Below are 21,373 nucleotides of genomic sequence, written 5' to 3'. Positions count from 1 at the left end.
ATATATATATTCAATGATAATGATTTTCAGTATTAATTATAGCATAGGCTATTTTTTTTCGTCAATGAAGTAAAATTAATATCGTTTTAATATTGTGTAAATTTTGTAGTTTTATAAGGAAAATTTAGATTAAATACAAACGCATATGATAGAGTTTCTTAACATAGAAAAGGACTGCCAGAAAGCACTTCTAGGCAGCCTTGTTAATTATATTTTACATTTTAAAGTTACAAATTAGATAGTCATACCCTATTTATTATCCAGTATTTTATGGAAGTAAAAAATACACAATCCGCTTACTATTATGATTAACATTGAAGCTAACGCCGCTTCTTGCACCATTTCATCACTCGCATATCTGTATGCCTGTGTTGCAAGTGTTGAAAAATTAAATGGTTGTAAGAAAAGTGTTAAAGGAAGCTCTTTTAGAATATCCACAAAAACAAGGATAAACCCACCAAATAGAGGTCCCTTTAACATTGGCACATCTACTTTATAAAAAGTTTTTACTGTAGACATTCCAAGGCTTCTAGAGGCTTCCGTAAAGCTAGTACCAATTTTTTCGTAACCCGCTTCAATCGCATTATACCCTACCGCCATGAAGCGGATGATATAAGCAGAAACAAGCATCACTAATGTTGTACGTAATACAATTGGAGTGTTCATATTAAAAAAGTTAGTAACAGACGCCAAAAATCCATCTATTGACATAAATAAAGTGATAACTGCTATAGCAATTGCTGCCCCCGGAATCGAGTAACCTAGTGTTATAATTCTTGAAAAAACTTTTGGCATCAAACCTTTGTGTAAACGTGTATAGTTGCCTACAATCAATGCAATTATTACAATAATTATGGAAGCGATAGTTGCTACAAAAACAGAATTGAAAATTAATGATATAAATTCAGCACTCCAAATTTTTTCAAACGTCATAACGCTCCAACGAGTAAGTTGAAACACTGGAATTAGAAAAGCCACTCCAAAAATTAGTGCACAATAAGCAGATACTAACCAACCTTTATATCCTTTTAAAATTTGAGGTTCAATCGGTCTAATATTCGCAGAAGTATAACTATACTGTTTCTTTCCTCTTGCTAACCTTTCTAAAACTAACACAAAAATTACGATAACCATTAATATACCTGCTAGCTTTAAAGCTGAGTCAAGATCCTTCATTCCGTACCACGTTCTGAAAATAGCAGTACTGAACGTTTGAATTCCGAAATAGCTTACTACACCATAATCATTTAAAACCTCAAGAATAACTAGCACCACTCCGCCTGTAATCGCTGCACGTGATAATGGTAATCCTGCACGAAAGAACGTTTTAAAAGGTCCACCGCCTAATATTCTACTATTCTCGAATAAAGCTGCTGATTGTTTTTCAAGGAACCCTTTTGTAATTACATAAACATAAGGATATAAAAAGATGGTAAAAATGAAAATGGCTCCCGGTATATTCATAATATTAAAATACTTTTGACTAGTGACATGAATATCAAACGTATTTCTTAACGTTGATTGAATAACACCAGTGTAATTTAATATTCCATTGTATGTGTAAGCTCCAATATAAGCGGGAATTGCTAATGGTAAAATTAACCCCCATCGAAAAAATTTTCTTAATGGAAAGTGATAATTCGAAATTAACCACGCAAGACTTGTACCAATAATCATTGTAAAAGAAGCAGTAAATATTATTAATACAACAGTATTAGTTATATAATTTTTAAGTAGATAATCTTTAATATGTTGCCAATTTTCCGTTGCCTCTGAAAAAAAATTAATACCTATTAAGATATTTGGGATTATAATAATAGAAATAAAAAAAATACTCAAGATTGCCCAAACATCAAAATGCTTTCTACTTCTTTGTAAAAATCCCAACCTAGACACATCCTTGTTTGCACTCATTTAATAATGACCTATTAATCAATGAAACTACTAATACGCTCTAAAATATATTATACAGAAATCGCATATCTAAAGAAATAGCAACTTATAGAAAAAGAAAAATACCGGCCACTATGTGCACCGGTACTTAATATTAATATTATTTCCAGCCAATTCTGTCAAAGATTCTGATTGCTTCCTGTTGATTTTTTCCTAAAACAGATAACTCAATATCTTGTTCTTTGAATTCTCCCCATGCCTTAACAGTTTCTGACCATTCAACATTAGGGTTCGCTGGATATTCATTATTACCTTCTGCAAACTTACCTTGTGCTTCTTCACTAGATAAAAACTCTAAGAACTTAATTGCATTTTCTTTATTTTTAGCATGCTTTGTTACAGCAGCTCCACTAATGTTAACATGTGTTCCTGTTGTTTCTTGGTTAGGGAAGAATACTCCAACTGCTTCTCCAATTTTTACATCAGCAGGGTCTTCTGAATTTAATAAACGCCCTACATAATATGTGTTCATGATTGCTATGTCGCCTTCGCCAGCAACAACAGCAATCGCTTGGTCTGTATCTCCACCTTGAGGAGTTCTAGCCATGTTTTCATTAATACCAGCAGCCCATTGTTCAGCTGCCTCTGGCCCCATTAGTTCAATGAAAGATGCTAAAATTGATTTATTATACATATTTTCAGAGGAACGTACTAATACTCTTCCTTTCCACTCTGGCTCAGTTAATGCTTCATAAGTAGAAAGTTCTGAAGGATCAACACGATCTTTTGCATAAACAATTACACGTGCTCTTTTTGTTAATCCAAACCATGTATTATCTACATCTCGTAATTTTTCAGGAATATTGTTAAATAAAGTCTCACTCTCAATTGCTTGAAATAGTCCATCTTCTTTTGCTACGTGTAAGTTACCAGCATCTGCAGTAATAAACACATCCGCTTCTGTATTTGCACCTTCTATGTTAATACGCTCTATTAGTTCGTCACCTTTACCTTCAATTACATTTACTGTAATACCTGTTTGTTCAGTAAATAGGTCGTAAAGCTCTCTGTCAGAATCATAGTGACGACTAGTGTATAGATTTACAACACCTGGATCTTTTTCTTCTTCTTTAACTTCTTCGTTGTTGCCGCTTTCATCTGCTACATCTTGATTCCCTTGAGCATTGTTTTCTGTTGCATTCTGTCCACAAGCTGATGTGAAAACTAGTAAGAAAGACAAGACTGCAAAGAATAAGATTTTTCTAACTGAAATATTCATTTTTATTTCCCCCAATTTAAATTATGTAGTTTTATTTGTTGTTTTTCATTGATAATGATTATCAACATCACCCACAATGATTATTATATTAGTAATGATAATCATTGTCAATGAGATTTTTTCATTTTTTTTGAATCTTTTCGTATAGGTTTTGCTTTTAGTCTTAATTTAAGCCTCTTTTCGCATATTTTGTTACTTTTCAATTAATTTAGGGATTGTTTAATCCCTTTTTAATCTAAAATTCCCTCAACGTGAACATTTCAAATTCAATAACTTCCCCATATATTTCCCCTATTCAAGCCCATTAAAAAAAGCAAGAAGGATAACCTTCTTGCTTTTTTTATCATTATTTAGTTGAGTGAATTTCATAATTACATTCACTTTATTGAAAAACAAAATTTTCGCTAATAACACTAGGACGAAATTCAAGTTTAGATTGCAATCTTAGAAGGAATAATATTGTAAAGTTCGTTTTTCGTTATAGTAGTCATACATAATGAGAGGTACTCAGTTCGTAACTAATAATTTTTTGAATTCTTCTGTTAACATTGGTACTACTTCGAATAGGTCGCCTACAATTCCGTAGTCCGCAACTTTGAAAATGTTTGCTTCTGGATCTTTATTGATTGCTACGATGATTTTTGAGTTAGACATACCAGCTAAATGTTGAATTGCACCTGAAATACCGCAAGCGATATAAAGGTCTGGCGTTACAACTTTACCTGTTTGCCCAATTTGTAAGGAGTAATCACAGTATTCTGCATCACATGCTCCACGTGAAGCACCAACAGCAGCGCCTAAAACATCCGCAAGCTCTTTTAAAGGTTCGAACCCTTCTTCGCTCTTTACACCTCGTCCACCTGCTACTACTACTTTCGCTTCAGATAAGTCTACACCTTCTGTAGCTTTTCGTACAACTTCTTTAATTACTGTGCGTAAATCTTTCACATCCACATCTAATGAAGAAACTTCACCTGTTCTAGCATCATCTTTCTCTAAAACAGCGATGTTGTTTGGACGGATTGTAGCAAATATTATTTCGCTTGTTACAATTTTCTTTTCAAATGCTTTACCAGAGAAGATTGGACGAGTGAAAACGATGTTTCCGCCAACTTCTTCTACACTAGTTGAATCTGATACAAGACCTGCACTTAACTTACTTGCAATCTTTGGAGATAAATCTTTTCCAAGAGCAGTATGACCGAATATTAATCCTTCTGGTTTTTCAGCGTCAATTACCGCCATTAATGCTTGTGAATAACCATCTGACGTGTATGTTTTTAAGTTAGCATGTTCTACCGTTACAACGCGATCTGCTCCATAAGTAATTAGTTCATTAGCTAAAGAGGAAACACTATCTCCAACTAATACAGCTACAACTTCTCCACCTTCTGCAACTGTTTTACCAGCAGCAATTGCTTCAAATGATACGTTACGTAATGAACCGTCACGAGTTTCTCCTAGTACCAAAACTTTTCTTGCCATAATTTTCTCCTCCTTGTTGTTGAGCTGTTATGCGTTAGCTGTTAGATTTGATTAATGCTTTAGCTAACAGCTGTAACTATTAGATTACTTTTGCTTCGTTTCTTAATGCAGTTACAAGTTCTTTTACTTGGTCTTGAAGATCACCTTGTAAAACTCTTCCTGCTTCTTTTTGTGGTGGTAAATAGATTTCTAATGTTTTTGTTTTTGCTTCCACATCGTCTTCTTCTAGATCTAGATCATCTAGTTCTAACTCATCTAGAGGTTTCTTTTTCGCCTTCATAATTCCAGGTAATGAAGGATAACGAGGATCGTTTAAACCTTGTTGCGCCGTTACTAATAAAGGTAATGTTGTTTCTATAACTTCAGAATCTCCTTCCACATCACGAACGATTGTTACGTTTGTTCCGTCAATGTCTAACTTCGTAATCGTTGTTACGTAAGGAATATCTAAAAGTTCTGCCACACGCGGACCAACTTGACCAGAACCACCATCAATTGCTACATTTCCACCAATGATTAAGTCTGCATCTTTATCTTTTAGGTACTCTGCTAAAATTCTAGATGTTGTGAATTGATCACCGTTTTCTACATCGTCTTCTGTATTAATAAGTACAGCTTTATCAGCACCCATCGCTAAAGCAGTACGTAGTTCTTTTTCTGCATCTTCTGTACCTACTGTAAGAACTGTAATTTCTCCGCCGTGAGCGTCACGTACGCGAATTGCTTCCTCTACTGCATACTCATCATAAGGGTTAATAATGAATTCTGCTCCATCTTCGTTAATAGCACCATTTGAAACAGTGATTTTTTCTTCTGTATCGAATGTTCTTTTCAATAATACGTAAATATTCATAACTTTACCTCCTGTTTTAACATTAAGTTTTTTGAGCTATATTACATTCATCTTATATGTTCGTATTTTATTTACTTACCATTTAAATTTTCTGGGGATTGTTCGTTTTTCGTATAGTAATTGAACATTATGAAAGTCACTCTATTAGTAAGATTCAGATATTTTAAGATAAAAAAATATTATTTTCCTTTAAACACTGGAGCTCTTTTTTCTAAAAATGCTTGAATACCTTCTTTTCCATCTTCCGAAGTAAAAACAGTTCCAAAGTAATTTGCTTCTTTTTCTACCCCTTCGTAAAAAGAAGAATCTTTTGCATATCGTCCTAGGTCAATAACCGCTGCAAGTGAGATTGGGCTTTTTGTAGCGATTTTTTTCGCCATTTTTAACGCTTCCTCAAAGAGCACCTCTTCATCAAACGCCTTGTTCGCTAATCCCCATTGAACTGCTTCTTCACCCGTGATTGGTTCACTAGTAAATAATAATTCAAAAGCTTTCGCAGAACCTATTAATCTTGGTAAACGTTGAGTACCGGCAAATCCAGGGATTAGTCCAAGTTGTAACTCTGGCAAACCTAGTTTAGCCGTTTTCGAAACTAATCGAATATGACAACCCATCGCAAGCTCAAGTCCACCACCAAGAGCTGCTCCGTGAATAGCGGCAATGATTGGTTTGGAGAAGTTCTCCATTCTTTCGAATAAATCTTGTCCAAACTTCGCTAACTTCGAGAATTCTTCACCTGTTTTCACAGTTGTGAATTCCTTAATATCAGCTCCTGCAGAGAAGAATCTGCCTTCACCGTGCAGAAGTACAGTTCGCACTTCATCATTTTTTTCTACTTTATCTAACAGCAATGTAAGCTCTTTCAAAACTAAAGAGGATAAAGCATTAGCTGGTGCACGGTTGATTGTAATGACTGCGACGTGGTTCTCTTCTCTTAGTTGAAAATAATCCATTCCCATCCCCCCTGATATGTACTATGTAAAAATATGAAACTCAGCTTTATTATAACATGAACCACGAGCAAAAGTTTGTACTCTTACTCGTGGAATGTTTAAAAATTTATTCGGAAAATTACTTAGAAGTGCATAGACCGTGTATGAACATATCGTGTACTTTTGGAACAAGTTTCGTTAAATCATATTTTTGATCATTCATTACCCATGTAGTAATGGTTTCATCCATTGTTCCAAAAATCATTTGGCGTGCTAAGCGAACATCTAAGTTTTCACGAAGTTCACCATTATTAATACCATCTTGTAAGACAGTATCTACAACGACTAAATAGTCTTTCAACACTTCGTTTATTTTCATTCTCAGTTCTTTATTGGATTGTCTTAACTCAATTTGCGTTACAATCGCTAAATGTTTGTCAGCGGCAATCATTGAGAAATGTTTTTCTACTAAAGTTAACAGTTTCTCTTTTGCAGATGTTTTATCTGCAATTTCTTCTTGAATCTTTTCGATAAAATAGCCCATTTTTTCATTAAAAAGGGATATTAATATATCTTCTTTATTTTTAAAATACAAATAAATCGTACCGTCTGCAACTCCAGCTTGTTTTGCTATTTTCGATACTTGTGCTTGATGATAGCCATTTTCTGCAATGACAATTACCGCAGCATCTATGATTTGTTTATATTTAGGTTTTTGCTGCTTCACTTTCTTCATCCCTTCAAATTAAATGAATGAATCATCATTCATAATTTTATAATACTGCACAGTGTTCCTTCTGTCAATTAATATATTACCAAATACTTTATATGCTGGCTACAGAAAATGTCACAATGAACTTGTCCACCTTTAGTGAAAAAAGAGTGATGATGTCTCCATCATCAGAGGACTTATTTTGCTATTTTTTCTTTTTCTTCCTCTACCAATGATCGCCTTAATATTTTTCCTACCGCTGTTTTTGGCAGTTCGTCTCTGAATTCGTATATTCTAGGAACTTTATATGCTGCTAAATGTTTACGAGCAAATTTGTCAAGTTCCTCTTCGGTAACAGTAGCGCCTTCTTTTTTTACTATATACGCTTTTACTGTTTCTCCACGGTATGGATCTGGTACACCTGCAGCTACTACTTCGAGAACTGCTTCATGCTCATATAAAACTTCTTCTATTTCACGAGGATAAATATTGAATCCACCTGCTATAATCATATCTTTCTTTCGGTCAACTACGTAAAAATAACCTCTTTCATCCATATATCCTAAGTCACCTGTTAAAAGCCAGCCATCTTTTAAAACTGCATCCGTCTCTTCTGGTCGATTCCAATAACCTTTCATTACTTGTGGTCCGCGTACTGCAATTTCTCCGATTTCACCAACTTCAGCTTGCTCCCCCTTTTCCATGGATAGTACAATAGATTCTGTATTTGGCCAAGGTAAACCAACGCTACCTGAAACTCTTTCTTCCCATAAGAAATTTGCATGTGTGACTGGAGATGCTTCTGTTAAACCGTAACCTTCAACTAGTTTACCACCTGTCACTTCCTCAAACTTTTCTTGCACTTCTACAGGTAAAGGAGCAGACCCACTTATACACGAATCAATAGAAGATAAATCATATTTTTTAATATCTGGATGGTTGAGTAGGGCAATATAAATCGTCGGTGCACCTGGGAATAATGTTGGCTTTTCTTTTTGAATCGTTTTTAAAGTTGTTTCAGGATCAAATTTAGGTAACAATACCATCTCGAATGCATTCATAATGGATAAGTTCATTACGGTTGTCATGCCATACACATGGAAAAATGGTAAAATACCAATTACTTTTTCCTCGCCACGTTTACAACGATACATCCATTTTGAACACATAATGGTGTTCGACACTAAGTTATAATGGGTGAGCATAACACCTTTCGGAAAACCAGTTGTGCCTCCCGTATATTGCAATAAGGCTAAGTCTTCTTTAGGATCAACCTGTACATCCACTTCTTGCGCTGTGCTACTTTTCATAATTTCCGTAAACAAATGATTTTCTCCGCTATGTTCCACTTTTACCACTATTCCATATTGCTTCTTTTGAATAAACGGATAAACTAAGTTTTTAGGGAATGGTAAGTAATCTTTTATTCCAGTTATAATAATATCTTTTAACTTTGTTAACGCTTTCACTTTAGATACTCTTGGATACAAAATATCAAGCGTGATAATTACTGTTGATCCAGAATCATTTAACTGATATTCAATTTCACGTTCCGTATATAACGGATTCGTTTGGACTACAATCGCACCAGCAAAAAGAGCACCATAGTAACTAATCACAGCTTGCGGACAGTTTGGTAACATTATAGCTACCCTATCTCCCTTTGTTATTCCTAGGTCCTGTAAGTAGTTAGCAAACTTTAATGATTGTTCGTACAATTGTTGATACGTTAATTTCTTGCCCATAAACTGTATTGATGTTTTTTCTGGATGTTCTATTGCGGCATCTTTCAAATAAGACTGTAGAGTTTTTTCGTCGAAGTCAATCTCTTGAGGTATTTCGTTAGGATAGTGCGCCAACCAAGGCTTATTTGTAGCTTCCACTTTTGCTCCCTCCTTCTATTTTCCTTAGTTAAACCTGTACTACTACAATTGGCCTAACTAGTTTGTTCTAGTATATCAAGAATACTGATAAAATTATAACATTTTTTTGAATATTATTAAAATTTAAATACTGTATTATCTTCGTACAAAAAATCCGTTCTCTTTTACGAAGAACGGATTACACTTAAAAATATATTATTGATCCATTTCACTGTTTTTTAATAAATGATTAATACCAACGACTCTTTCTACATCTAACACGAAAGCAATTCCTCGTCCTGGCTCGTTTAGTTTCACTTCTTCTGTGATAGCTTGTAGTACGTTCTTACAGATTTCTTTTTTAATTAAAGTTAAGACAATCTCTTTCTCAGGCTCTATTTGTATATTAAATAGTTTTGCTTGTTCGTGAATACCAGTACCTCTTCCAGTTAATATTGTGCCACCTTCTGCACCTACACGTTTAGAAGCTTCCACGACATTTTCTGAATCACCTTTATTCACAATTGTTATAATTAAGTCATAATCTTGTTTATTCATCGAATCACCACTTTCCTCTGATCCTTTTAACTCTTCTACTTCGTCTAAGTGACAAGCTCCTAATATGCTTTGCAGATTAATAGCAAAGCTCATTCCCTTACCTACTATTTTTAATTCTGCTTCATTTTCTATTGCTTTTAATACATTGATATAGTCTTTTGTCGGTACCATTGTTAGGACAATTTCTTTCGCATGTGTTAATGGAATGATCCCGAAAAATTTATCTTTTTCATTTATACCAAATCCTCTACCGTAAAGAACAGTTCCACCTTCTGCACCTGCTTTTTTAGATGCATTAATGACTACTTTGGCGTTCCCTTTCTTAACAATAGTAACTATGAGTTTATGCATTAGATTTAGCTTCACGTTTCTTCCCCTTCTCCTTTCTGCCATAAAGTAATCCAAGTGTCATAACAGAAATGATTGGCGCCAAGGCTACTAAAGCGATTAAACCAAATCCATCCATAAGTGGATCTCTTCCTTCCGTTACAGAAGCAACACCAACTGCTAGTGCTAAAATAAATGTTACAGTCATAGGACCAGTTGCTACTCCACCTGAATCAAAAGCAACAGAAGTAAATGTATTCGTGGAGAAAAACACCATAACAAGTGCAATTAAATAACCAGGAATAACAAAATATAATAGTGGGATACCTGCAATTATTCTCCACATTGATAATGCAATAGAAACCCCAACTCCAATTGATAACGTATAAAGTAGGACTTTTTGTGGTATATATCCACCAGATACTTTTTCTACTTCTTTATTTAAAATTCTTACTGCCGGCTCTGCAAAAGTAGCGACAAATCCTAAGGCAAAACCAACAGGTAAAAGAATCCATTTATTAGATAGAGAACCTAGTTTTTCTCCCATCATTTCACCAATTGGGAGAAATCCGACATGAACACCTTGCAAAAATAATGCTAATCCAATATACGTAAAGATTATTCCTACACCAATATTCATTAATTTTTTCATAGGTAGTTTTAAATAAACTAGTTGAAAAAACAAGAAGAAAATAATTAGTGGTACTAGAGCAAAAGTTACTTCTAACAAAACGTGAGAGAATCCTTCAAACACTACCATCATTGAAATAACACCCCTAATATCATCACAGCTATAATAGGACCAATAGACGCTAAAGCAACAATACCGAATCCGTCAGTGGATGATTTTTTTCTACTTAAAACAGAGGCAACTCCAATACCTAGTGCGAGTATAAATGGTACTGTCATTGGACCGGTGGTTACTCCCCCTGCATCAAATGAGATAGGTATAAATTCTCTCGGAATAAAAAAAGCTAGTAAAAAAACAAGGCTATAGCTTCCAACTAATAAAAATTTAATAGGGATATTTAAGAAAGAATTAAGCATAGAGATTCCAACAAAGAACCCTACTCCTAGTGCAACAGAATATATTAGTACATTAGAGGATATTTCACCATTTGAAACTTGGTCCACTTGGGAAGAAAGTACTCTTACGTCTGGTTCTGCCACCGTTACAACAAATCCTAATATGAATCCGAATAATATAATTAGCCATAACTTCTTAGTCTTAGGCAAAGTTGCTCCAATCAATTCTCCTACGGGCAAAAGACCAATATTTACTCCAATTAGAAAAAAAATAAGCCCTAAGGAAACCATAATCGTCCCTGCTATAAATTTGAGAAACTCATCCATCGGAAGCCAGATTAATGTAAACTGTAAAATAATAATGAGGACAGTAATAGGCAATACGGCAAACACTACTTCTAATATTGACTCTTTTATTTCTTCCATATGAACCCCCTATCTTTTTATAGGTTATTTAATCTAATTAAGAGCTAAGTATATTACCCCTATCAATACAAAAACGACACAAAGACCAATTAATACTTTCGCTAATGTTTCCATCTTTTTTTCACTCCTTACCCAATGCTTGCACCTATGACGAATGATAATCCGAATGAAATGATGAACGATATAAAACCAACTGCTCTATTATCATTTTTCAACTCTTCGTCCACGTTAAATTTAGGTGTAAAAAATTCAAAGATAAAGTATGCAGATAGCAGTAAAAGAAACCCTAAGGCTCCCCAACCAATCATTGTAACTAGCGTATCATGATCACTTATAGAGAACCTGAAGATATTGGCTATCCCTAATAACTTACCACCTGTCGCCATTGCTACTGCCAAGTTACCGTTTTTTATTTCTTCCCAATTTTTATATTTTGTTACTAGCTCAAAAATTGCTAAAAATACGATGCTACATAATACGACTACGCTAAAATTGGCTGCTGTTCGGATCGCTTCATTCTCCCAAAAGCCTTGCATACTTTATCCCCCTTACTTTAATTCAACGATTGTAACACCTAGTCCACCTTCTGAAGCCTCTCCATATTTGAAGTTTTTGACAGACCGATGGTTTTTCAGATAGTTTTGTACCCCAGTGCGTAATGCCCCTGTACCTTTACCATGGATAATTGACACACGAGGATAACCAGCAAGTAGAGCATCGTCTATATATTTTTCTACCCTCATAAGCGCATCTTCAAATCTTTCACCTCGTAAATCTAATTCTAAATTTACGTGATAGTCTTTACCTCTAACCGTTGCAAGTGGTTTTTTCTCGATAGGTTTCGGCCTACTTACATATTCCATGTCCTTTTCTTTCACTTTCATTTTTAAAATACCAATTTGAACTTGCCATTCTTTTGCATTCACGCGCTCTATTAAGTGACCAGTTGAATTTACAGTTAACACTTTTACTTCATCACCTGGCTCAAGTTTTTGATTTTGTTTTGTCTCATTCTTTTTCTTCGTTTGGGATGCAGGAATGTTTGGTATGGCACCTTCAAGACGTTTTTTCGCGTCAATTAATTCATGTTCTTTTACGTTAGCATGTTGTTCTAGTCGCATTCTTCGCAGGTCTCGAATAATACCTTCTGCTTCTTTTTTTGCCTCTTCTACCAAATCTTCTGCTTTACTAGCAGCTTTTTCATAAAGTTTGTCTCGTTTTTCGTTATATTCAACTATTTGCTTTTGGAGTTCTTCGTGTAGCTTTGCAGCATCTTTACGAATTTGTTCTGCTTCTTTCCACTCTTTTTCTGCTCGCTTTTGACTATCCTCGAGTGAAGCAATCATGTTTTCCACTTTATTACTTTCATCACTTACAAACGTCTTTGCGTGTTGTATTACATTGTCTTTTAAGCCTAGTCTTTTGGATATTTCGAATGCGTTACTACGACCTGGGACACCGATTAATAGCCTATATGTTGGGCTTAACGTCTCGATGTCAAATTCCACACTAGCATTCACGACACCAGGACGATTATATCCATATGCTTTTAGCTCTGGATAGTGTGTAGTTGCGACAACAGTTGCCCCTACACTATACACTTCATCCAGAATAGATATAGCAAGTGCTGCTCCTTCTTGAGGGTCAGTTCCTGCTCCAAGTTCATCAAACAATACTAAACATTCATGGTCTACTTTTTGTAATATATCTACGATGTTTACCATGTGTGAGGAGAACGTACTTAAGCTTTGTTCAATGGATTGCTCATCACCGATATCTGCGTATACAGCATGAAACACACCAATTTCGGAACCGTCTTGGGCTGGAATTTGTAAACCTGATTGAGCCATTAACGTAACTAATCCAATTGTTTTTAACGTTACCGTTTTACCACCAGTGTTTGGGCCAGTAATAACGATAGAAGTATAATCGTTACCAAGTACAATATCATTTGGCACAACTTCATCTACTGGAATTAGTGGGTGTCTAGCTTGTATTAATCGCATATAGCGCTCTTCATTTATTTTTGGCATGGAGCCTTTAATGGATTTTCCATATTTGGCTTTCGTAAACATAAAGTCAATTTCAGCAAGTGAATAAACATTATCTCGTAGTTCTTGTGCATGTTCTGCTACTTGTATAGAAAGCTCGCGTAAGATCCTCTCTATCTCCATCTTTTCTTTCACTTTTGCTTCTTGAAGCGTGTTGTTTAGTTCTAACACTTGCTGTGGCTCAATGAAAAGAGTCGCACCGGAAGCTGATTGATCGTGAACAATTCCCCCGTAAGCACCGCGATACTCTTGCTTTACAGGAATAACGAAACGATCATTACGAATCGTAACGATGGCATCAGATAACATTTTTTGTGCATTAGCAGAACGTGTTAAACTGTCTAGTTTTTCACGAATACGGGATTCAGTCGAACGTAATTGTTGACGAATACCACGTAATTTATCACTCGCTCCATCTAGTACTTCTCCATACTCGTCTATACTGTTTTTAATTTCTCGCTCTAGTTCTGGAATAGCGACCATCTCTTCAATAAGTTGCTCTAAAAATGGCACAGCAATTTCCGCAGCTTGTAATGATTCAAGAAACTTTTTTAACTGACGCGTTGCATAAATCGTTCCTGCAATTTCGTTTAATTCTTGTGTATTTAATACTCCTCCGATTTCTGCTCGCTTTATATGTGGTCTAACATCTGAAATTCCACCTAGTGGAACTTCCCCTTTTAAACGTAATATTGTAGCTGCTTCATCCGTTTGTAGTTGATTATTTTTTACTTCTTCTACATTTGTAGAGGGTTTAAGCTGCTCTGCTTTTTCTTTTCCAAGAGAAGAGGCCGCGAATGATTTTAACGTTTCTTTTATCTTTTCAAACTCTAATACTTTTAATGTTCTAGGTTGCACGAGACAAACTCCCTTCTTCGTGTCACGTATGGTGTCGTTTTAAAAACTGTTCAAGCTTTTCAAAATCCCAAGCGTTTATTACATTTTCCCTACGTAACCATGCTTTTCTTGCAGCTGCGACACCTATTTCCATATGTTCTAACATGTCGATACTATGTGCATCTGTATTAATGACGAGGTTTACGCCATTTTCTTGTGCAAGCTTCACGTAGTAACTTGCTAAGTCTAAACGATGCGGATTCGCATTCAACTCTAACGCTGTATTCGTTTCTTTGGCAAGTTGTATTAACATTTCTACATCTACGTCGTATCCTTCTCTTCTTCCTATTAATCGACCAGTTGGATGAGCAATGATGTCGACATGATAATTTTCTAATGCTATTTTTAGTCGGCTCATTATCTTTTCTTTATTTTGTGAAAAACTTGAATGGATTGATGCAATAACAATATCCATTTCCTCTAGCAATTCGTCATCATAATCTAATTGACCATCTGGTAAAATGTCCATTTCTACACCGGCCAGTATGGTAATGTCCTCATATTTTTCATTTAATTTTTTAATTGCTGCTTTTTGAAGACGTAATCTTTCTGCTGTTAGTCCATTTGCTACTTTTAAATATTGCGAGTGATCTGTAATGGCCATATATTTGTAGCCTTTTGCACGACAAGAATCTACCATTTCCTCTAGTGTATAGGCTCCGTCACTCCATGTTGTATGCATATGTAAATCGCCTTGAATGTCGTCTAGTTTAATTAATGGTATGTCGCCATGCTTTAATGCAAAATCCACTTCTGTTCCATCTTCTCTAATCTCTGGCGGAATCCATGGTAAACCAAAGTGTTGGAAAAATGCTTCTTCCGATTCGAAGTGTGTTACTTCGTTTGTTTCAACATTTTCGACACCATACTCACTTATTTTTTCTCCACGGTCTTTTGCTAGTTGTCTCAATCGGACATTATGGTCTTTTGATCCAGTGAAGTGGTGTAAAGTCGTCGCGTAGCTTTTTGGTTCTACTAAGCGAAAATCGATAGAAACGTCATAATCATATTGGAGAACAATGGATACTTTCGTGTCTCCGTTTGCAATGATTTCTTTTACTCTTTCAATTCTGATAAGCTGTTCTCTAACTTTATCTGGATCGGTTGTAGCAATAATATAGTCTAAATCTTTTATCGTTTCTCGGTATCTGCGAAGACTTCCAGCTCTTGAAAATTGCTCAATCGCCTCCATTTTCTCTACTTGCTTTTCTACGTCTACTGCAATGGTTGTCATAAACGCGATAGGAAGTCGGTCTGGTCTTTTTCCTACTTCTTCAATAGCTGCTAGTATTTTTTCTTCTGTCTTTTTTCCAAATCCAGCTAATGCTTGTACTTTTTCTTGTTCACATGCTTCTTTTAATGTATGTATATCTATTACGTTTAACTCTTGATAAAGTTTCGCTATTTTTTTGCCGCCTAGACCTTGCAGTTTAAGGAGGGGAATAAGTCCTTCTGGAACTTTTTTTTGTAATTCTTCTAATACAGAAGATTTACCTGTTTCTATTAGTTCTTGAATGACTGCTGCTGTTCCTTTTCCAATGCCTGATAATTTGGTTAAGTCTTCTATTTGAGCTAGACTTCGATCGTCGTTTTCTAATGCTAGTGCCGCTTTTCGGAATGCGGATATTTTGAAGGTGTTGTCACCTTTTAGTTCCATGTATGTAGCGATCGTTTCTAAGTGTTTTACGACTTGTTTTTTGTTCATTATTTATTCACGCCTTTCGTGTACTTATTTGATTCCCCAGAAAAGTTAATTTATTACTACTAACTGTTGCTGTTCGCTGTAGGTGCTCGCTTTCCGCGGGTGGTAAAAAGGAAGGTTATTTTCACTATCGTGAAAAAACCTACTCCTCGGCCTGTTGGCCTGTGGGGTCTCCCTTGACACACTTCTCCCGCAGGAGTCTCGCACCTACATCGAACAGCAACTTATTTAGGTTGTAATAAAATCACCTATAATAATCTCTCTTCCATAATACCGGAAATAATCGTATAACTCCTTATGGTTACTGAATCATTAATTAAAATGATACAAATAATTAGTGAAAATGTACAATTTCTGTTTTATTTATGTTGTGTAGTTTTTTTACACTAAAAAAGCTCCGCTAATAGTAGGGGAGCTTTGATGCGAGTTTGTTATCCTAGCCATAATTCTTTTAGTTTTTCTGCGAAGACGGGGGTGTTTTCAACGATTCCTCTTGCCATGGAAGAGTCATTGATAGAAACTTGAACCGCTTCAACTGGTACTAGTGCACCGACGTATAATAAGATGAAGACTAATAAGTATACTTCTACTAGTCCTAGCATAGCGCCTGCCCAACCATTTATTTGCTTTAATATCGGTAAGTGTGTTAAGAAGTCAAGCATAGATCCTACTACTTGCAGTGCAATTCTCGTTCCAAAGAAAAGAATAGCAAAAGCAACCGCACGATAATAGGCGACATCTAAACTAGTAGCCTCGAAAAACATAGCTGTATCAGGATTACCGAAGCTCGGCATTGGAACCCATAATACTAATTTAGGTGCTAGCTCCTCATAAAATTTATAGGCGACAATAAATGCAGCAATAAATCCAGAAAGGTGTATAACCTGCATAATAAATCCACGTTTAATACCGATTATTAACCCTAGTATTAGGAAGAATATAATAATTATGTCGATCATGAAAGCTCAATCCCTTTTTCTAAGTTCTTTTTCTAGTTCTTCATATGCGTCTTTAATCTTAATATAATCATGGACAACATTTACTGCTGTTAAAACAGCTAATTTATTTATATCTAGATTTGCGTTCTTCCCTTTAATATCTCTCATCTTTTCATCGACAATGGATGCAACTAGTCTCATATGACTGATGCTCTCTGTTCCAACAATAGAATATTGTTGGCCATAAATGTCGACAGTAGTACGCGTTTTTTGATCTGACAACGTGTATGCCCCCATTTCATCACGTAAAACTTTCCATTTTAGGTGTTTTCCTTCATCTATTTCGTTTAAAATAAAAGAGTTAACTTTATTATTTTGGCTGTGTAAAAGTTCGTTGTTAATTTGCGTGCAAATCAATAGGCATTAGTAGTTAATCATCAACACTAAGCTTTAACTTAACTATTATTTTAAATACAATTGCATGAATATATGTAAATGCTAATCTTAATAATAACACGAACTAATTGAAAGTGGAAAGTAAACAATAAATGAAAAAGCATTTTATGTAAATTTTTGTAGTAGGAGATGAAGAATTGTCTAATCAAGTATTAACTGTTTCTAGTGACCACTTACTAAAAATGAAGAATCATTATGAAAAAGGGCTAGTAAATACTCCACCAAATGGGGCTGTATTTTCTGCTAAAACAGGTGGATGTACGATAACTGGTTATAAGTCTGGTAAAGTTCTTTTTCAAGGGAAAGATGCTGCAACGGAGGCCAGCAAATGGGCTAGCATTGCTAGTTCAACTAGTCCTTCTACTAAAAAGAAACCAAATCCTTTCCAAAAAACAAAACAAGCTGGTACACCATTGCCTGCTGGTTTCTCTTCTTTAAGTGTTATTGGTTCAGATGAAGTTGGAACAGGCGATTACTTCGGCCCAATCACTGTTTGTGCCGCATACGTTAGAAAAGAAGATATGGATATTTTAAAACAGGCTGGTGTGAAAGACTCTAAAGCTTTAACGGATGAAAAAATTTGTGCCATCGCAAAAGAGATTCTACCATTTGTTCCTTACAGTTTATTAGTGTTACATAATGATAAATATAACGAAATGCAAAAGACAATGACTCAGGGAAAAATGAAGGCTATTTTGCATAACAAAGCACTTGAGAATGTTTTAGCAAAAATTGGCCCAGATAAACCAGAAGCGATTTTAATTGATCAATTTGCTGAAGCTGATGTGTATTACAGACATTTAAGTAAACAGCCATCGATCGTGAAGGAAAAAGTCTTTTTTCAAACGAAAGCGGAAGGCCTTCATTTATCAGTAGCAGCTGCATCCATCATTGCTAGATATGCCTTTTTACGTGAAATGGACAAGATCAGTAGTTTGGCGGGCTTTACGATTCCCAAAGGTGCTGGAGCTATAGTCGACAAAGCTGCTGCTAGATTTATTAGAACTCACGGTCAGCAGAAACTTGGCGAAGTAGCCAAACTCCATTTTGCCAATACAGAAAAAGCAAAAAAAATATTATAGTCTTAAGAGGCTGGGACAAAACTAGTGAAAAAACGAATAATATTTAAGGAGAGGCCCCAAAGATCAAAAATTTTAATCTCGGGGCCTTTCCATTTAAATTAACCGGATTTTATCCAAGGCCTCTATACTTACTGAATGTTGAAGAAGTTATCTTTTTCAACAATTTTTTTGGCCGGATGAACTTCATCAGCCTTATGAAGTTCTTCTACGATTATTTTTTGATGCCAGATGAACTTCATCAGCCTTATGAAGTTCAACTACGATAAATTTTGAATGCCAGATGTTCTCCATCGGGGTCTTATGAAGTTCAACTTCAACTAATTTCTAAGACAAGTTAAACGTCATTGGCTTTTTGTCACAAACGCTTCTTTTTTATCGGGAAATTATCTAATATATCCAGAAATCAGATTTTCGCAATATAATAAATAAGCACTCCAACAAAGAATTGTTAGAGTGCTCATCTCAAATTAACTTCTTAACATAGCTCCACACTTCTCTTCTAAAGCGACTAACACTTTATTGTGTACTTTTGTCACTTCTTCATCTGTTAGTGTGTGCTCTGGGTGGTAGTAACGTAAAGAGAACGCTACGGACTTCATGTTAGCATCAATTTTATCGCCTTCATATAAATCGAATACTTTTACATCTTTTAATAGCTTACCACCATTTTCTACGATAACTTTTTGTAACTCACCAGCTGGTGTACTTCTTTCCACAACTAAAGCGATATCGCGTGAAATCGATGGGAATCGTGGAATTGCACCATACTTAATTTCTTCTACGTTTTCAGAAAGTACAGTGCTTAATGCAATCTCAAACACATACGTTTCTGGTAAGTCTAACTCATTTTGTGTTTCTGGGTGAAGTTGACCTACAAATCCGATTGTCTCCCCGTTTAAGAATACTTCTGCTGTACGGCCTGGATGTAAACCGTCTTTTACTCCACGACGATATTCTACTGAAGTTGCTAAACCAAGTGTTTCGAACATGCCATCTAAAATACCTTTTGCAACGTAGAAATCTACTGCTTTCTTCTCACCTTGCCATTGATGCATATGCCACAGTCCTGTTAATACACCTGCTAATCTTTCTTTTTCTTCTGGTAAGTCGTTTCCTTCTTTTCCAACGAAAACAGAACTTATTTCATAAATAGAATTTGTATGGATTTGGCGAGCGATGTTATGTTGAACAACTTCTAGTAAGTGTGGCAATAAGCTTAAACGTAGCGTGCTTCTTTCTTCACTCATTGGCATTGCTAGACGAATTGCATTTCCATCTTCAAGTGCGAATTGTTTTGCGCGTGTATCACTTGTTAAAGAATACGTGATTGTTTGCAGCAATCCAGCACCTTCTAGTAGGTTACGAACTTTACGTCGTTTTGCTTGATAAACTGTTAATGCTCCAGGAGTAGATGCGCTAACTGGTAAAGTCGTCGGGATGTTGTCATAGCCGAATAAACGTGCAACTTCCTCTACTAAATCTTCTTCAATTGTAATATCTCCACGGCGTGTAGGTACCGTTACATTGAACGTACCATTATCTTCTACCACGTCGAATTGTAATTTTGTAAAGATTGTTTTCGCTTCTTCAGCAGAAATAGAAGTTCCTAACACTGCATTAATTTTTTCAATTGTCGTTGTTACAACTGCAGGTTCCATCTTCATTTCATTGAATTCAACAGATCCTCCTACAACTTCGCCACCTGCATGCTGAACCATTAATGCAGCAGCACGTTCTGCAGCATCGTGTGTACGTTTTGGATCAATTCCTTTTTCAAAACGAGCACTTGCCTCACTTCGTAATCCGTGGTCTTTTGAAGCTTTACGTACTGTTTTTCCGTTAAAGTATGCGGACTCAATTAGTACTGTAGTTGTGTCTGCACCAACTTCAGAATTTGCTCCACCCATAACTCCAGCAAGAGCAATTGGCTCGGTACCATTTGTAATAACTAAATGGTCATCTGTTAACGTTCTTTCTGCATCATCAAGTGTAATGATTTTTTCGCCAGCTTTTGCACGACGTACTAATACTTCTTTACTGCCTAAACGGTCGTAGTCAAATGCATGTAACGGTTGACCGTATTCTAGTAAAATGTAGTTTGTAATATCTACTACGTTATTATGAGGGCGAATGCCAGCTGCCATTAAGCGTCCTTGTAACCATAGTGGTGATGGACCAATTTTTACGTTTTTTACAATCTTCGCCACATAAAGAGGGTTATCTTCTATCGCCTCTACTTGAACAGATATATAATCGGAAGCTTTTTCAGCCGTTTCTTGGAAGTTAGCTGCTGGCCATTTTACTTCTTTGCCTAAAATAGCTGCCACTTCATAAGCTACACCTAACATGCTTAAGCAGTCCGAACGGTTTGGCGTTAAGCCTAGTTCTAGAACTTTGTCTTCTCGTTGTAAGTATTCTAATGCGTCTTGCCCAACTTCTACATCGCCTGAAAATACAAAGATTCCTTCTGAGTATTCTTTAGCAACTAGTTTTGACTCAATACCTAACTCTTGTAAAGAACAAATCATTCCGTGAGACGCTTCACCACGTAGTTTTGCTTTCTTAATTTTGAAGTTACCAGGTAAAACCGCACCAACTTTTGCAACAGCAACTTTTTGACCTTTACCGACATTAGGTGCACCACAAATGATTTGAACTGGCTCTTCATCCCCAACGTCTACTAAACATTTGCTAAGCTTATCTGCATCAGGATGTTGTTCTCTCTCTAAAACGTGTCCAATGACAACACCAGTAATTCCTTCGTTTAGAGTGGCTACGCCTTCTACTTCTATCCCACTACGTGTAATTTTTTCTGCAAGATCTTCTGCACTAATTCCATCTATGTCTACATACTCTTTTAACCAATTATAAGAAACTAACATGTTTGACCCTCC

The 21,373-nt window shown here is 35.8% G+C and carries 17 protein-coding genes; 1 reads left to right on the top strand and 16 read right to left on the bottom strand.

What is annotated here, in order from left to right; genetic code table 11:
• Positions 1-249: 249 nt before the first annotated feature.
• The 15 genes from CDZ92_RS01190 to zapA all read right to left on the bottom strand — a co-directional run bounded on the left by CDZ92_RS01190 (position 250) and on the right by zapA (position 17,223).
• Positions 250-1,887 (bottom strand): ABC transporter permease, encoded by a 1,638-nt coding sequence (locus CDZ92_RS01190; RefSeq protein WP_227521445.1) that lies wholly within the window; start codon positions 1,885-1,887, stop codon positions 250-252.
• A gap of 166 nt (positions 1,888-2,053) precedes the next feature.
• Positions 2,054-3,172: a Fe(3+) ABC transporter substrate-binding protein gene (locus tag CDZ92_RS01185; RefSeq protein ID WP_096153084.1), complete on the bottom strand. Its 1,119-nt coding sequence runs from the start codon at positions 3,170-3,172 to the stop codon at positions 2,054-2,056.
• Positions 3,173-3,679: 507 nt separating this feature from the next.
• Positions 3,680-4,657, bottom strand: a complete 978-nt coding sequence (locus CDZ92_RS01180; protein ID WP_096153083.1) for an electron transfer flavoprotein subunit alpha/FixB family protein — start codon at positions 4,655-4,657, stop codon at positions 3,680-3,682.
• A 79-nt stretch (positions 4,658-4,736) separates the two neighbouring features.
• A complete protein-coding gene (locus CDZ92_RS01175) occupies positions 4,737-5,510 on the bottom strand; it encodes an electron transfer flavoprotein subunit beta/FixA family protein (RefSeq protein ID WP_096153081.1) in 774 nt (257 codons plus the stop codon).
• Between the two features lie 179 nt (positions 5,511-5,689).
• A complete protein-coding gene (locus tag CDZ92_RS01170; RefSeq protein WP_096153080.1) occupies positions 5,690-6,463 on the bottom strand; it encodes an enoyl-CoA hydratase in 774 nt (257 codons plus the stop codon).
• Positions 6,464-6,581: 118 nt separating this feature from the next.
• On the bottom strand, positions 6,582-7,169 hold the full coding sequence (locus tag CDZ92_RS01165; RefSeq protein WP_096153078.1) for a TetR/AcrR family transcriptional regulator: 588 nt from the start codon (positions 7,167-7,169) through the stop codon (positions 6,582-6,584).
• A gap of 182 nt (positions 7,170-7,351) precedes the next feature.
• Positions 7,352-9,037 carry a long-chain-fatty-acid--CoA ligase gene (locus CDZ92_RS01160; RefSeq protein ID WP_096153076.1) on the bottom strand — a complete coding sequence of 562 codons (1,686 nt, stop codon included), beginning with the start codon at positions 9,035-9,037 and terminating at the stop codon, positions 7,352-7,354.
• 195 nt (positions 9,038-9,232) lie between these two features.
• On the bottom strand, positions 9,233-9,940 hold the full coding sequence (locus CDZ92_RS01155) for a P-II family nitrogen regulator (RefSeq protein ID WP_227521444.1): 708 nt from the start codon (positions 9,938-9,940) through the stop codon (positions 9,233-9,235).
• Positions 9,918-10,664 (bottom strand): DUF1538 domain-containing protein, encoded by a 747-nt coding sequence (locus CDZ92_RS01150; RefSeq protein WP_227521443.1) that lies wholly within the window; start codon positions 10,662-10,664, stop codon positions 9,918-9,920. The genes CDZ92_RS01155 and CDZ92_RS01150 overlap by 23 nt, the downstream gene beginning before the upstream one ends.
• Complete coding sequence (locus CDZ92_RS01145; RefSeq protein ID WP_096153072.1) at positions 10,661-11,353, bottom strand: DUF1538 domain-containing protein; 693 nt, start codon at positions 11,351-11,353, stop codon at positions 10,661-10,663. Before CDZ92_RS01145 ends, CDZ92_RS01150 begins: the two co-directional genes overlap by 4 nt.
• A gap of 128 nt (positions 11,354-11,481) precedes the next feature.
• Positions 11,482-11,889: a DUF350 domain-containing protein gene (locus CDZ92_RS01140; protein ID WP_096153070.1), complete on the bottom strand. Its 408-nt coding sequence runs from the start codon at positions 11,887-11,889 to the stop codon at positions 11,482-11,484.
• Positions 11,890-11,901: 12 nt separating this feature from the next.
• Positions 11,902-14,262 (bottom strand): endonuclease MutS2, encoded by a 2,361-nt coding sequence (locus tag CDZ92_RS01135; protein WP_096153068.1) that lies wholly within the window; start codon positions 14,260-14,262, stop codon positions 11,902-11,904.
• A gap of 22 nt (positions 14,263-14,284) precedes the next feature.
• Complete coding sequence (polX, locus tag CDZ92_RS01130) at positions 14,285-16,006, bottom strand: DNA polymerase/3'-5' exonuclease PolX (RefSeq protein WP_096153066.1); 1,722 nt, start codon at positions 16,004-16,006, stop codon at positions 14,285-14,287.
• 428 nt (positions 16,007-16,434) lie between these two features.
• A complete protein-coding gene (locus tag CDZ92_RS01125) occupies positions 16,435-16,962 on the bottom strand; it encodes a CvpA family protein (protein ID WP_096153064.1) in 528 nt (175 codons plus the stop codon).
• Positions 16,963-16,968: 6 nt separating this feature from the next.
• Positions 16,969-17,223, bottom strand: coding sequence for a cell division protein ZapA (gene zapA / locus CDZ92_RS01120; RefSeq protein WP_176483680.1), 255 nt, complete (start codon positions 17,221-17,223; stop codon positions 16,969-16,971).
• A gap of 311 nt (positions 17,224-17,534) precedes the next feature.
• On the opposite strand from zapA, the gene rnhC reads away from it, so the two are divergent.
• A complete protein-coding gene (rnhC, locus tag CDZ92_RS01115; RefSeq protein ID WP_096153062.1) occupies positions 17,535-18,479 on the top strand; it encodes a ribonuclease HIII in 945 nt (314 codons plus the stop codon).
• A 467-nt stretch (positions 18,480-18,946) separates the two neighbouring features.
• Here the strand turns inward: rnhC and pheT are convergent, their stop codons facing one another.
• On the bottom strand, positions 18,947-21,361 hold the full coding sequence (gene pheT / locus CDZ92_RS01110) for a phenylalanine--tRNA ligase subunit beta (RefSeq protein WP_096153060.1): 2,415 nt from the start codon (positions 21,359-21,361) through the stop codon (positions 18,947-18,949).
• Between the last annotated feature and the right edge of the window lie 12 nt (positions 21,362-21,373).

Origin of the sequence: Bacillus sp. FJAT-45066 (genome assembly GCF_002335755.1) — a bacterium.
Classification (GTDB): Bacteria; Bacillota; Bacilli; order Bacillales; family Bacillaceae_I; genus Bacillus_CD; species Bacillus_CD alkalisoli.
This window is presented reverse-complemented; position numbering and strand designations above follow the sequence as displayed.